The sequence below is a fragment of the Bradyrhizobium sp. CCBAU 53415 genome, assembly GCF_028128735.1.
GTDB lineage: Bacteria > Pseudomonadota > Alphaproteobacteria > Rhizobiales > Xanthobacteraceae > Bradyrhizobium.
Window position 1 is genome coordinate 73,119 of sequence record NZ_LBJF01000025.1, and the last position, 12,507, is coordinate 85,625.

At 64.7% G+C, this 12,507-nt stretch carries 17 protein-coding genes; 13 read left to right on the forward strand and 4 right to left on the reverse strand.

The window, feature by feature from the left end; all coding sequences use genetic code 11:
- Positions 1 to 464 precede the first annotated feature (464 nt).
- The 3 genes from XH87_RS21330 to XH87_RS21340 all read left to right on the forward strand — a co-directional run bounded on the left by XH87_RS21330 (position 465) and on the right by XH87_RS21340 (position 1,814).
- Positions 465 to 689 carry a hypothetical protein gene (locus tag XH87_RS21330; RefSeq protein ID WP_050990995.1) on the forward strand — a complete coding sequence of 75 codons (225 nt, stop codon included), beginning with the start codon at positions 465 to 467 and terminating at the stop codon, positions 687 to 689.
- A 1-nt stretch (position 690) separates the two neighbouring features.
- The gene (locus XH87_RS21335; protein ID WP_158670212.1) at positions 691 to 903 is read left to right on the forward strand and encodes a hypothetical protein; all 213 of its coding nucleotides are present in this window, start codon (positions 691 to 693) and stop codon (positions 901 to 903) included.
- Positions 904 to 1,019: 116 nt separating this feature from the next.
- Positions 1,020 to 1,814: an adenylate/guanylate cyclase domain-containing protein gene (locus tag XH87_RS21340; RefSeq protein WP_271588764.1), complete on the forward strand. Its 795-nt coding sequence runs from the start codon at positions 1,020 to 1,022 to the stop codon at positions 1,812 to 1,814.
- Positions 1,815 to 1,987: 173 nt separating this feature from the next.
- Here the strand turns inward: XH87_RS21340 and XH87_RS21345 are convergent, their stop codons facing one another.
- The 3 genes from XH87_RS21345 to XH87_RS21355 all read right to left on the reverse strand — a co-directional run bounded on the left by XH87_RS21345 (position 1,988) and on the right by XH87_RS21355 (position 3,902).
- Positions 1,988 to 3,067, reverse strand: coding sequence for a YeeE/YedE family protein (locus tag XH87_RS21345; protein WP_271588765.1), 1,080 nt, complete (start codon positions 3,065 to 3,067; stop codon positions 1,988 to 1,990).
- 75 nt (positions 3,068 to 3,142) lie between these two features.
- Complete coding sequence (locus XH87_RS21350) at positions 3,143 to 3,493, reverse strand: ArsR/SmtB family transcription factor (RefSeq protein WP_028137430.1); 351 nt, start codon at positions 3,491 to 3,493, stop codon at positions 3,143 to 3,145.
- A gap of 37 nt (positions 3,494 to 3,530) precedes the next feature.
- The gene (locus XH87_RS21355; protein ID WP_158670209.1) at positions 3,531 to 3,902 is read right to left on the reverse strand and encodes a thioredoxin; all 372 of its coding nucleotides are present in this window, start codon (positions 3,900 to 3,902) and stop codon (positions 3,531 to 3,533) included.
- Between the two features lie 84 nt (positions 3,903 to 3,986).
- Between XH87_RS21355 and XH87_RS21360 the strand changes: the two genes are divergently transcribed.
- Positions 3,987 to 4,718: a cytochrome c biogenesis CcdA family protein gene (locus XH87_RS21360; protein ID WP_271588766.1), complete on the forward strand. Its 732-nt coding sequence runs from the start codon at positions 3,987 to 3,989 to the stop codon at positions 4,716 to 4,718.
- 2 nt (positions 4,719 to 4,720) lie between these two features.
- On the opposite strand, the gene XH87_RS21365 is transcribed toward XH87_RS21360, so the two are convergent.
- Positions 4,721 to 5,347 carry a hypothetical protein gene (locus XH87_RS21365; RefSeq protein WP_271588767.1) on the reverse strand — a complete coding sequence of 209 codons (627 nt, stop codon included), beginning with the start codon at positions 5,345 to 5,347 and terminating at the stop codon, positions 4,721 to 4,723.
- Positions 5,348 to 5,538: 191 nt separating this feature from the next.
- Between XH87_RS21365 and XH87_RS21370 the strand changes: the two genes are divergently transcribed.
- The 9 genes from XH87_RS21370 (at position 5,539) to XH87_RS21410 (ending at position 12,504) form a co-directional block, all read left to right on the forward strand.
- Positions 5,539 to 6,105: a SoxW family protein gene (locus XH87_RS21370; protein WP_271588768.1), complete on the forward strand. Its 567-nt coding sequence runs from the start codon at positions 5,539 to 5,541 to the stop codon at positions 6,103 to 6,105.
- A 130-nt stretch (positions 6,106 to 6,235) separates the two neighbouring features.
- Entirely contained in the window at positions 6,236 to 6,703 is a 468-nt protein-coding gene (soxX, locus tag XH87_RS21375) for a sulfur oxidation c-type cytochrome SoxX (protein WP_271588769.1), read from the forward strand.
- Between the two features lie 18 nt (positions 6,704 to 6,721).
- Positions 6,722 to 7,174 carry a thiosulfate oxidation carrier protein SoxY gene (gene soxY / locus XH87_RS21380; protein WP_158670205.1) on the forward strand — a complete coding sequence of 151 codons (453 nt, stop codon included), beginning with the start codon at positions 6,722 to 6,724 and terminating at the stop codon, positions 7,172 to 7,174.
- A 19-nt stretch (positions 7,175 to 7,193) separates the two neighbouring features.
- Positions 7,194 to 7,520 (forward strand): thiosulfate oxidation carrier complex protein SoxZ, encoded by a 327-nt coding sequence (soxZ, locus tag XH87_RS21385; RefSeq protein WP_035705542.1) that lies wholly within the window; start codon positions 7,194 to 7,196, stop codon positions 7,518 to 7,520.
- A 49-nt stretch (positions 7,521 to 7,569) separates the two neighbouring features.
- A complete protein-coding gene (soxA, locus tag XH87_RS21390) occupies positions 7,570 to 8,370 on the forward strand; it encodes a sulfur oxidation c-type cytochrome SoxA (RefSeq protein WP_442868289.1) in 801 nt (266 codons plus the stop codon).
- Between the two features lie 27 nt (positions 8,371 to 8,397).
- On the forward strand, positions 8,398 to 10,089 hold the full coding sequence (gene soxB, locus XH87_RS21395; protein ID WP_271588771.1) for a thiosulfohydrolase SoxB: 1,692 nt from the start codon (positions 8,398 to 8,400) through the stop codon (positions 10,087 to 10,089).
- Between the two features lie 6 nt (positions 10,090 to 10,095).
- Positions 10,096 to 11,367: a sulfite dehydrogenase gene (soxC, locus tag XH87_RS21400; RefSeq protein WP_271588772.1), complete on the forward strand. Its 1,272-nt coding sequence runs from the start codon at positions 10,096 to 10,098 to the stop codon at positions 11,365 to 11,367.
- Positions 11,351 to 12,043, forward strand: a complete 693-nt coding sequence (locus XH87_RS21405) for a c-type cytochrome (protein ID WP_271588773.1) — start codon at positions 11,351 to 11,353, stop codon at positions 12,041 to 12,043. The genes soxC and XH87_RS21405 overlap by 17 nt, the downstream gene beginning before the upstream one ends.
- Before the next feature lie 56 nt (positions 12,044 to 12,099).
- A complete protein-coding gene (locus XH87_RS21410) occupies positions 12,100 to 12,504 on the forward strand; it encodes a DsrE family protein (RefSeq protein WP_271589150.1) in 405 nt (134 codons plus the stop codon).
- Positions 12,505 to 12,507 lie beyond the last annotated feature (3 nt).

Consider the following 12,507-nt stretch of genomic DNA (forward strand, 5'->3'; position numbering starts at 1 on the left):
CCTCCGGTCGACGGATGCCGCGCCGCGCAAACGGGCGTTCGCCGGCCCCTTTCATGGACCGGGCCGGGCGTCGTGCGGATGGGCAAATGAGGGCGCCTTGTTGAAAGAGATTGCCCCGCAGGACTCGTAAGCTGGCTTCGTTGGCGGCTCGGACGAAGAGTGCCGCCCGCTTCATCGGGAGGGAGGCGAGCCCGGTGCAACAGAAGAGGTGATCGGCGACATCAGGCGCGACAGCAAGAGGAGACGTCAATGCCAATTTGCTCCGGAAATCTTCACGGTCGAGCCGGGCGCTGTGCCGTCTGCGACGGCCAGTTCGGTCTCGTCAGGTATTACGCCTGGCGCAACCCTCTTTGCTCGAGAAAGTGCGTCGAACGTTTCGCGACGCGCCGCCAGGACGACCGCGACTGGGTCGGCCATTTCCCGGTCGCCTTCGACCTGCCCCCAGAGAACCGCGCGAGGATCCCATGACGCTGCAGATGTCACGACGAGGCAAGGAATATATGGAAACGGCGCAGAGCCTGCTGCGCGTGGCCCGGAGCATGACCGACGATGCGGTGGCAGCGCGGTTGAAGATGCTGGCCGATGACTATCAACGGCGCGCCGAAGAGGCCTCGAGCGTCGATGCCGCCAAATCGGTGACGCGCTCGGCTGCCAGGGCCGAGTACGATTGGTCGCAGGAGCCCGCGTGAGATGATCAGGATCATTGCCGTGCTCTGCAGTCTCTCGTCTCCGGCGGACTGTCATGAACAGATCGTCACGACCTCGGACTTCGCGGACGTGACGATGCAGTCCTGCCTGATGGGCGCACCGCAACTCGCCGAGTGGATGGCGCAGCATCCGGCCGAACGTCTGGCCGCATGGCGTTGCACGATCGGCAAGCAGGGCGGCGGCAGAGCAGCTTAGGATGCGGGCCTGGAATAGGCAGGGCGGAGGGCGGGTCGGGGTCCGGTTGCCAACGCCGGATTGTGCGACTACGCTTTGCGACAAGCTACGTCCAAACGGTCTTTGGCCGCACGTTCATGCCGAAATTCCTTCGCATCGGAGTCCATCAGTCCAACGTGTCCGGATACACGTCGAAGGCGTGGTGCGTCAGGCGTGTCGGCTCGGCGGTGTTCCTGAAATGGGGTGCCGTGGAGGTGCATGGGGCCGGCGATGGGCGCAAGGTCTACTGGTCGCGATCGCCGCAGGAGAAGACGGTTCGTTGCGGCACGGCGCAGCGCGCGCAGGACTACACGAAGGCCGCCATCGCGCGGCGACGCAACCATCGCTACGAGCCGCTGACGGGACCGATTGCGCTCCGGCGCAGGTCCTTCGATCGCGGCACTGAACCCAAGCAGGCGCTCGCCACCATCCTGATCGTCGATATCGTCGGCTCCACCGCGAAGGCCGCGAAGCTCGGCGATGCGCGCTGGACCAAGGTGATGGGCCATTACTACGCCGCGGTCCGCAAGGAGCTGAAGAGCGCGCGCGGCAAGGAAGTCGTGACCACAGGAGACGGCGTGCTGGCAACGTTCAGGAAGCCCGCCGCCGGCATCACTTGCGCGGCCGCGATCCAGAAGGCGGTTCGCACGCTGGGCCTCGAGATCAGGGTGGGCTTGCACGCCGGCGAGTACACGATCAGCGGCGGCGAAATGGTCGGCCTCGCCTTCCACATAGGCACCCGCGTCGCCGCGAAGGCGCGCGCGGGAGAGGTGCTGGTGTCGAGCGCGGTGAAGGAGCTGGTTTCGCAGCCCGAGATCAGGTTCAGGGATCATGGTGTGCATCAGCTCAAGGGCGTGCCGGAGCGGTGGAGGTTGTGGCGGGTGGAGGCGTGAAGCGGCGCCGCGCCCGGTGCGAAGGCGATGCGGACCAGCAGGACGCGGGCCGCAACTTGCGTTGCGGCTCAAGTGAATCCGACGACGTCTCGCGGCCGCAGCCGCGACGGTCTTCGCCATGGAACGCTTTCGAATCTGTGAGCCGACTACGAAAGCCCGAAACTCTGCTCAGGTTACGTTGAAGCGCCGAATAGCTTGCGCACTGCCGGCAACCACTCGCCGGTCATCGTGAACTCGAGCCCGAGTCGAGCTCCGCAGGCAATCGCCAGCATGGTGATCGGCGCCGAGATGGCGAGCGTCGAGAACGCGGTCAATCCCTGTCCGATCGTGCATCCCATCGACATGACCCCTCCGATACCCATCAGGAGCGCGCCGGTCATGTGACGCTTCAATTCGCGCGCGTCGTCGCAGGCCTCCCAGCGGAAGCCGCGTGCGAGCATTGCCGCGGCAAGGGAGCCTGCCACGACGCCGGCGACGGAGCCGATACCGAAATTCAGCCGCGCACCCGAGAAAGTGGCGATGTAGAGGATGGTGTCGCCGAGTGGTGCGACGAAACTGAGCGATGAGACGCGGGCGGGATCGAATTCGTCATCGGCGAGCCATCCGGTCGCGAACCAGCCGAATGCGATCGCGCCGCCAACGGCAAGGCCGGAGGCCAGCAGTCGGGGCGATCGCATCAGCCTGCCGTCGGCGAGGGCCCAGACGGCAAGCGCCGTGGCGATCGACAGGACGAGGAGTGCGCGCACCGCGCTCCCCGCGCCCAGAAGCGAGGTCAGCGTCTGGTCATAGCCTTCGGAGAGCCGCAGCGACAACGGCTCGATCAGCATCAGGCGCAGCATCCCCGTGATCCCGCGCATGGTCGCGAGCGCCGAGAGGCCGAGCACAAGAAAGACCACGATGGCCCGCAGATCCCCGCCGCCGATACGGACCAACGTGCCGAAGCCGCAGGTGCCGACCAGCGCCATGCCGATGCCGAACGTCAGCCCGCCCAGAATCGCGCCGCCAAGCCCGATCGACGACGTCAGGTAGATCGACCGCGACAGGTCGACGATGCCGAACTCGGCGAGCATCTGGGTGGCCAGTAGGGCCACGGCCGCAGCCAGCGCAAAGGATTTCAGCCGACGCAAATCCGACCCGAAGAACGCATCCTCGAGCATCGCCAAGGTGCAAAACCGTCCCGCGCGGCCGGCAACGCCGAGCACGGCACCGGCGGCAAGCCCACATGCAAACGCTATGGTCGAAGGGCTCAGCATTCCTCCCGCTTCTTCTTGGTTTGGCCTTGCGGGTAATCTGCGCCGTCAGGGCGCGAAAAGCCAGCGCGGACGAAATTACCGGCGGCGCCGGCGTACCGGCTCGCAGAACACGTCGTAAACGGCGGTGAGAATCTTGCGGACGTCCTCGCTGGCGAGACTGTAGTAGATCGTCTTGCCGTCGCGCCGGGTCGTTACCAGCCGATCCAGCCTCAGCCGCGCGAGCTGTTGCGAGACGGTCGATTGCCGCTCGCCCAGGAATTGCTCGAGCTCGGTTACGGATTTCTCGCCCTCGGCGAGGATGCAGAGCAGCAACAGTCGGGACTCGTGGGACAGCGCCTTGAGCATGTCGCTCGCCTCGCGCGCCTTCTCGATCATCTGCTCGAGTTCGGCGGAGCCTTCGATCTCCTTCAGCTTCGGCAATGGCATCGCGTCAAGTTCCTCTCAGCAAAATCCGCAAGACCAGTCACGACTTCTCGGGTTCCGATCCCGCCTTTGACAGGATTCGGTCCAAGAGGCCAAAGAAGAAGGCATCCCCCGGATAGCCGCGAATGCGCCCGATCTCACGGCCCTCTTGTACCACGACGAAGGTCGGCGTGAAGGGACCCGGATCGATTCCGGCGAGATCGGCGGGAACGGGGCTGTTCAGGTCGACCCGGCGCAGCGGTGCGGCCCGGCTTTCGTCGGTCTTGCCGTAGATCGGCGCGATCTCGGCGTCGAAGCGCGCGCACCAGGCGCAACCGGCCCGCTCGAACATGACGAGCTCGACGGCGCGCGACGCCGTCGCGGGCAGCGCGAGCCCGACGGCGACGGCGACCAAAATGACGATTCTGTTCATGCGTGACCGAACTCCGGACTTGCCTGTCGACGTTCCTGGCGCTTTATATCATTAAATTCGTATATGTGATAGGGATGGGGCGGAATGACCTTGGACGTCACGCTTGGTGCGGCCTTCGTCGCGGGCCTCTTGTCGTTTCTGTCGCCCTGCATCCTCCCCCTGGTCCCGCCTTTCCTGTGCTACATGGCCGGCGTCTCGGTCACGGATCTGTCCGGCGACCGGCCGGATCTGCGGCCGCGCATCCTGGTCTCCGCGCTGGCCTTCGTGGCGGGCTTTTCGCTGGTCTTCATCGCGCTCGGCTCGACTGCCTCGATCGCGGGCCGCTTCGTCTCCGCGCATCTGTCGACGCTCGGCATCGTCGCGGGCGGACTGATTATCGTCATGGGCCTGCATTTTCTCGGCGTATTCAGGATTCCGCTGCTCTATCGCAGTGCGACCATGCAGGCCGACAACCGTCCGGCCGGCCTTGCGGGAGCCTTCGTCATGGGCCTGGCATTCGCGTTTGGCTGGACGCCCTGTGCTGGCCCCATCCTTGCCGCCGTCCTGCTGATGGCAGGCTCGGAGGACACGACCGGACGGGGCGCGCTGCTGCTGACAGCCTATTCGGTCGGGACCGGCATTCCCTTCCTGGTTGCGGCTGCGTTCACCGGTCGTTTCATTGCCGCGCTGGGCCGTGTGCGCCGGCATCTCGGTCTGATCGAGAAGACGATGGGCCTCTTCCTGGTCGTGACCGGCCTGATGTTCCTGACCGGCTTGATGCCCGCGGTCTCGGAATGGCTGCTTGAGCATTTTCCTGGACTGACCAGCATCGGCTGAGGCTAGCCGTAACGGAAGTCGAGCAGCTGGGCAAAGGACTGCAGTTCGATGAGGTAACGATGCACGAGGGAGCCGTCGCCCGCCATCGCGGCATGGGCGATCTCGCCGCTGCTGGCGATCGCGCCATCGATCAGGCGGCGGAATTCGCCTTGGGCAACGATCTCGCCATCTGCCCATTCGTTACAGCGCCGAAGCCGATCGCGGAATGCGCTTGCGGCGGCGACGGTCTCCTCGGCGTTCGCTGGCGCCGGCTGCTCGGAGTACCTGATGGCTGCGACACGCAACGTTTCCATGGCGGGCGCGATCTCGAAGATGCAATCGCCAAGATCGTACAGGCCCGCATGACGCCTGAGCGCGTGAAAAGCCTGCCGAATCGCGAGCAGCTCGCGGCCGGCGGCGACATTGTCTCCGCGCTCCAGCGCGCCCGTGATCGTCGTGAGCCGGTCGCGACCCCCGTCGAGAAATCCCGACAATTCGGCCGGCGCGTAAGCGGCCGGGGGACTGGAGGCGTTCGGCTCGAGTCGTTTCCACCGGGCGGCCGCTTCGTCGGTCTCGATCTGGGCCAGCGCGACGTTGCCGGTGCGCGCATAGCTCGCGGCGGTGCGCAGGTTGGCCATGATCGGCGCCATCGCCGATCCGAAATCCGAAGCTTTGTCGACATCTGCGCCAAGCGCGAGCGCATTCGAAGCCAGCCATGCCAGCAGCACGATGGTGCAGCGCAAGATCGGAACTCCTTGTCACATTCGTGCATTCGAATATCATAATAGAAATGACCAGCGCGCAAGATCTCCCAACGCACAAGACCCCGACGTCGCTTCGCATGCCGACGCGACGCGGCCTTCTCGCATTCGCGTTTGGCGCGGCGTGGGCCGGTCCCGGCGCGGCTGCGGCCGAGCCCGCGGTTGGCGAAGATGGGCTCTATCACGAGCCCTGGTTTCTGCAGAGGTTCCTCGATCTGCGCGAGGACCTGGAGAGCGCCACCGCTGGCGGCAAGCGCCTCGCCATCATGTGGGAGCTGCGCGGCTGTCCCTATTGCCGCGAGACGCATCTGGTGAACTTCGCCGATGCCGGCATCGCGACCTATATCCGCGACAATTTCGAGGTGTTGCAGCTCAATCTGATCGGCTCGCGCAAGGTTACCGACTTCGACCGCCAGGAGTTGCCCGAGAAGGACCTCGCTCGAAAATACGGGATCAGGTTCACCCCGACCTTTCAGTTCTTTCCGCCAACCGCCGATGGCATCGAAGCGAAGGAGGCGATGGCGCGCGAAGTGGCGCGGGCGCCCGGTTATCTCAAGCCGGCGCACTTCCTGGCGATGTTTCGCTTCGTGCGGGAGCGCGCCTATGAGCGCGGCTCGTTCCGGGATTTCCTGGCCGCGAATGGCTGACCGAGAGCGTCCTTCGAATTTCGCTTGACGCCGCCGGTCACATGAACATATCATAATAACTGAATGTGATGGACCGTGAGTCCGTCGTAATCAAGAGCGGGCGTCACCCCGCGATCCGAGGGTAGGAAACATGCGGCGCTCGCTTGCGGCTGCGTTTGCACTTTGTCTGTCGGCCGGAGGCGCTCTTGCCCAAGAGACTGCCAGAGAGCCGACCAAGGAGCCCATCAGGCTCGACGTCGTCAACGATTCCTTGCCGAAATCCCTGACCGGTGCGCCCGGCAATGCCGCCGCCGGCAAGAAGGTGTTTCTGACGCGCACGCTCGGCAACTGCCTGGCCTGCCATCAGGTCACGAGCCTGAAGTCCGAGGATTTCCACGGTGAGTTCGGTCCATCTCTCGACGGTGTGGCCGGCCGCTACACCGAGGCGCAATTGCGCCTCATCGTCGCCGACCCCAAGCGCGTCTTCACCAACACCGTCATGCCTGCGTTCTTCAAGAACGACGGCTTGAGCCGGGTGCGCCCGGAATTCGTCGGCAAGTCCATTTTGACGGCCGTGCAGGTCGAGGACGTCATCGCTTTTCTCAAGACGCTGAACTGACGGCGAGGAGGATCTGGAATGAAAGCCATCAATCGACGGCAGGCATTTGCGCTTGGGGGCGGCTTCGTCATGCTGACCCTGATGCCCATGGCGGCCGATGCCGAAGTCACGGGCGATGCGGCGAAGTGGATCGAGAAGTTCACCGGCGGCAAGCAAGCTGCCAAGGGCAAGATTTCGCTCGACCTGCCGGAGATCGCGGAGAACGGCAACACCGTGCCGCTCTCGATCAACATCGAGAGTCCGATGACCGCGGATTCCTATGTCAAGGACGTCATGATCCTCGCTGACGGCAACCCGAATGCGGGTGTCGCGACGCTGTCGTTCACGCCGCTATCGGGCAAGGCGGAAGCATCGATCCGGATCCGGCTCGCAACCACGCAGAACGTGGTTGCGATCGCGAAGATGAGTGACGGTTCGCTGTTCACGGAGCAGAAGACCGTCAAGGTCACGATTGGCGGCTGCGGCGGCTAGGGGCGTCAGGAGAGGAACAATGGCAGACAAACCGCGCATCAAGCTTCCCAAGGAAGCGGCCAAGGGCGAAGTGATCCAGATCAAGACCCTGGTCTCGCATGTCATGGAATCGGGCCAGCGCAAGGACGCGCAGGGCAAGGCCATTCCGCGCAAGATCATCAACAAGTTCGCCTGCGAGTTCAACGGCAAGCCGGTGTTCTCCTGCGCGCTCGAACCGGCGATCTCGGCCAATCCCTACATCCAGTTCGACGCCAGGATCGACGAAGCCGGAACGTTCAAGTTCTCCTGGACGGACGACGACGGCACGGTGATCACGGCCGAAGAGAAGATTGCGCTCAAGGCATGATGCGTATCACGCATTGAGGGAGGCTCGGATGGCGCGACGATATGTTGGGATGGCCGCCCTGGTCGCAGCCGTTGCGTCGGTTGCGACGCTTGCGGTCGCAGACGACGCCGAGCGCAAGGGCATCGCGGCGCCGCCCGGCCACGTCTTCAAGACCATCATCTCCGGCTACGAATTTCGCAGCAAGGAGACCCGTGCGTTGCAGGACGACGATCTCGAAAACCCGGGCTTCCTCGCCGTGGAGCGTGCGGCGGATGTCTGGAAGAAGGTGGAGGGCAGCGAAGGCAAGTCCTGCATGAGCTGCCACGGCGAGGCCGAGACCAGCATGAAGGGCGTCGGCGCCGCCATGCCGAAATGGGACGACAAGCTGAAGAAGCCGGTCAATCTCGAGCAGCGCATCAACATCTGCCGCACCGAGCACATGAAGGCGGAGCCCTGGAAATTCAAGTCCCGGGAGTTGACCGATATGACCGCGTTCGTGCGCTATCAGTCGCACGGCATGCCCGTGGCGGTGAAGACCGACGGGCCGATGTCGCCCTGGTTCGAGCGCGGCAAGCAGATCTATTACACGCGCTATGGCCAGCTCGATCTCGCCTGCGAATCCTGCCACGAGCGCAACAACGGCAAGTTCATGCGCGCCGATTTCCTGAGCCAGGGCCAGACCAACGGCTTTCCGACCTATCGGCTGCGCGACCAGCGCCTGGTGCCGCTGCACGAGCGTTTCCAAGGCTGCATGTTCGACGTGCGCGCCGAGCCGTTCAAGCCGCTCTCGGACGAATTCCTCGCGCTCGAGCTCTATGTGGCCTGGCGCGGCATCGGTTTGCCGGTCGAGACGCCGTCGGTGCGCAACTGACACGATGAGTTTGCAGGAGTATTGCGCATGATCTCTCGCCGCGAGTTCATTCAGGTTGCCGCGGCAACGGCGGCTCTTTCGACCGGTGTTGGCTCCGGCCTGACCCGCGCGGTCGCCCAGCAGCGCCTGACCGAGAAGGAGTTGCTGGTCTTCGAGCCGCTCGGCAACGTCACGCTGGTTCACGTGACCGATATCCACGGTCAGCTGATGCCGCTCTATTTCCGCGAGCCCTCGACCAATCTCGGCGTCGGCGAGGCGAAGGGCCTGCCGCCGCACGTCACCGGCAAGGAGTTCCTCGCCCGCTTCGGCATCGCGCCCGGCTCGTCGGCGGCCTATGCACTGACCTCGGAGGATTTCGAGGCGCTGGCCAAGAGCTATGGCCGGATCGGCGGCCTCGATCGCGCCGCGACCGTGATCAAGGCGATCCGCGCCGAGCGCGGCGACAAGGTCGCGCTGCTCGACGGCGGCGACACCTGGCAGGGATCGTGGTCGTCGCTGAAGACGCGCGGCCAGGACATGATCGACTGCATGGCGCTGCTCAAGCCCGACGCCATGACCGGGCATTGGGAGTTCACCTACGGCACCGAGCGCGTCAAGCAGGCGATCGAAGGCCTCGACTTCCCCTTCCTCGGCCTCAACATCCGCGATACCGAATGGAACGAGGCGGCGTTCGAGGCCTCGACCATGATCGAGCGTAGCGGCGTCAAGATCGCGGTGCTCGGCCAGGCTTTCCCCTATACGCCGGTCGCCAATCCGCGCTGGATGATCCCGAACTGGTCCTTCGGCGTGCACGAGGAGGACGTCCAGGCGCAGGTCGACAAGGCGCGCAAGGACGGCGCGCAACTCGTCGTGCTGCTCTCGCACAACGGCTTCGACGTCGATCGCAAGCTCGCCGGCCGCGTCAAGGGCATCGACGTCATCCTGACCGGACATACCCACGACGCGCTGCCCGAAGCCGTCAAGGTCGGCAAGACCTTGCTGATCGCGTCGGGCTCGTCCGGCAAGTTCGTCTCGCGGCTCGACCTCGATGTCCGCGACGGTGAGGTCAAGGCGTTCCGCTACAAGCTGATTCCGCTGTTCTCCGATGTGATCACGGCGGACGCCGAGATGGCGGCCAAGATCGCCGAAGTACGAAAGCCCTTCGAGTCCGAGCTGTCGAAGGTGCTCGGCAAGACGGATTCGCTGCTTTACCGGCGCGGCAATTTCAACGGCACGTTCGACGATTTGATCTGCCAGGCGCTGTTGCAGGAGCGCGACGCCGAGATCGCGCTGTCGCCCGGCTTTCGCTGGGGCACCAGCGTGCTGCCCGGGCAGGACGTCACCTTCGAGGACGTCACCAACGCGACCGCGATCACCTATCCGGCGGTCTATCGCATGGGCATGACGGGCGCGCGGCTGAAGGAGATCATCGAGGACGTCGCCGACAATCTCTTCAACGTCGATCCCTATTACCAGCAGGGCGGCGACATGGTGCGGATCGGCGGACTGTCCTACGCGATCGACGTCACCAAGCCGCAAGGCAGCCGCATCTCGGACATGCAACTGGCCAAGACCGGCGCGCCGATCGATCCCGCCAGGGAGTACCAGGTCGCCGGCTGGGCCAGCGTCAATGAAGGAACCGAAGGGCCGCCGATCTGGGAGGTCGTGGCCAACTACCTGACCCGACAGAAGACGGTTCGTCTCGAACCCAACAGAGCCGTCAAAGTCACCGGAGCGTAAGAAGCGATGTCGAAGACGGATCATTCCCGGCAATCCCGACGCAGTTTCCTGGCCGCTGGCGCCGGTGTTGCGGCTTCGGTGCTCGCAAGGCCCGCCTTGGCCGGAGGCGGCAATCCGGCGAACCAGCCTCCAAACGTGCCGGAATGGACCAAGTCCCTCGGCGAAGGTGTCGCCGTGCGTCCGTACGGCAAGCCGTCGAAGTTCGAGAAGGACGTGGTCCGGCGCGACGTCGAATGGCTGACCGCCTCGCGCGAGTCCTCGGTGAGCTTCACGCCGTTGCACGAGCTCGAAGGCATCATCACCCCGAACGGCCTCTGTTTCGAGCGGCATCATGGCGGCATCGCCGAGGTCGATCCGGCCGATCATCGCCTGATGATCCATGGGCTGGTCGAGCGTCCGCTCATTCTCACGCTGGAGGAGCTGAAGCGCTATCCGCGCGTCAACCGCATCCACTTCATGGAATGCGCAGCGAATTCGGGCATGGAATGGCGCGGCGCCCAGCTCAATGGCTGCCAGTTCACCCACGGCATGATCCACTGCGTGCAGTATACCGGCGTGTCGCTGCGCACCCTGCTGGAGGAAGCCGGCGTCAAGACCAACGGCAAGTGGCTGCTGGTCGAAGGGGCCGACGCGGCCGCGATGGATCGCAGCCTGCCGATCGAGAAGGCGCTCGACGACTGCATCATCGCCTACAAGATGAACGGCGAGGCGCTCTATCCCGAGCAGGGCTATCCGATGCGGCTCGTGGTGCCGGGCTGGCAGGGCAATCTCTGGGTCAAGTGGCTGCGCCGCATCAAGGTCGGTGACCAGCCCTGGCACACCCGCGAGGAGACGTCGAAATACACCGACCTCCTGCCGAGCGGCAAGGCGCGCCGCTTCACCTGGTCGATGGACGCCAAGTCCGTGATCACGAGCCCGAGCCCGCAGGCACCGATCAGGCACGGCAAGGGATTCACTATCGTCTCGGGGCTTGCCTGGAGCGGCAACGGCAAGGTCAAGCGCGTGGACGTCTCGCTCGACGGCGGCCGCAACTGGTGGCCGGCGCGGCTCGACGGGCCCGTTCTCGACAAGGCGCTGACGCGCTTCTACTACGAGTTCGACTGGAACGGTGAGCCGCTGCTGCTGCAATCGCGGGTGCAGGACGAGACCGGATACGTGCAGCCGAGCAAGGCCGAGCTGCGCAGGATTCGCGGCGTCAACTCCATCTATCACAACAATGGCATCCAGACCTGGCATGTGCAGGCCAACGGTGAGGTCGAGAATGTCGAAGTCGCCTAAGTTCATTGCAGCCGCGCTGATGGCTTGCGCGCTGAGCGCTCAGGTGCTTGCGGAGCAGAAGCGGGACGCCAGGAGCGCTCCCCGCTATCACATCGGCCGCGCACCAACCGCGGACGAGATCCGCGGCTGGGATATCGATGTGCGGCCCGACGGCCAGGGCCTGCCGGAAGGCAAGGGCACGGTCGCCCAGGGTGAAAAGCTGTTCATGGACAATTGCGCGAGTTGCCACGGCGAGTTCGGCGAGGGCAGCGGCCGCTGGCCGGTGCTCGCCGGCGGCAAGAGCTCGCTGACGTCGGACAATCCGGTCAAGACGGTGGGCTCGTACTGGCCCTACGCGTCCACCGTGTTCGACTACGTCCGCCACGCCATGCCCTATGGCAATGCCGAGTCGCTGTCGGTCGACGAATACTATGCGCTGGTCGCCTATGTCCTCTACCTGAACGACATCGTCACCGACCAGAATTTCGAGCTGACCTACAGGAATCTCGCCACGATCAGGATGCCGAACGAGCAGGGCTTCGTGATGGACGATCGCGCCACGAGCGAGAAATCGTTCTGGCAGAAGGATCCCTGCATGAAGAATTGCATCGCGCCGGTGAAGATCACCGGGCGCGCTGCCGCCATCGACGTGACGCCCGAGGACAGCAAGGACGGGAAGTCACGGGGCGTGGAGTGAGATGCGGCCGGGCGAGCCGCCGCGGATTCTTTCGCGGTCTGATCGCTGCCGCCTTCATCGTGACAAGTCCCGCCGCCTCGTTGCGGGCGGCCGAACCGCACAGGCTCGCGCTGCAGATCAGCGACGACGACCCGCTCAAGATGCGCGCCGTCCTCGATGTTGCGGCCAACGTCTCGCGGCATTATTCCGGGCTGGGCGAGGAGGTCGAGATCGTAGTGGTCGCCTTCGACGGCGGCCTAGACATGCTGCTCGAGGACCGCTCGCCGGTGAGGGAGCGCTTGGTGAATTTCCTGAAATCGATGCCCAATGTGAGCTTCACCGCCTGCGGCAACACGCTGGAGACGCTGGCGGTGAAGGAGGGCAGGCGGCCACCGCTGATCGGGGGCGTCAGCGTCACACAGGTCGGGGTTGCCGAGCTGATGGAACTGGCGGAGAAGAACTGGACGATTGTCCGGCCGTGAGGA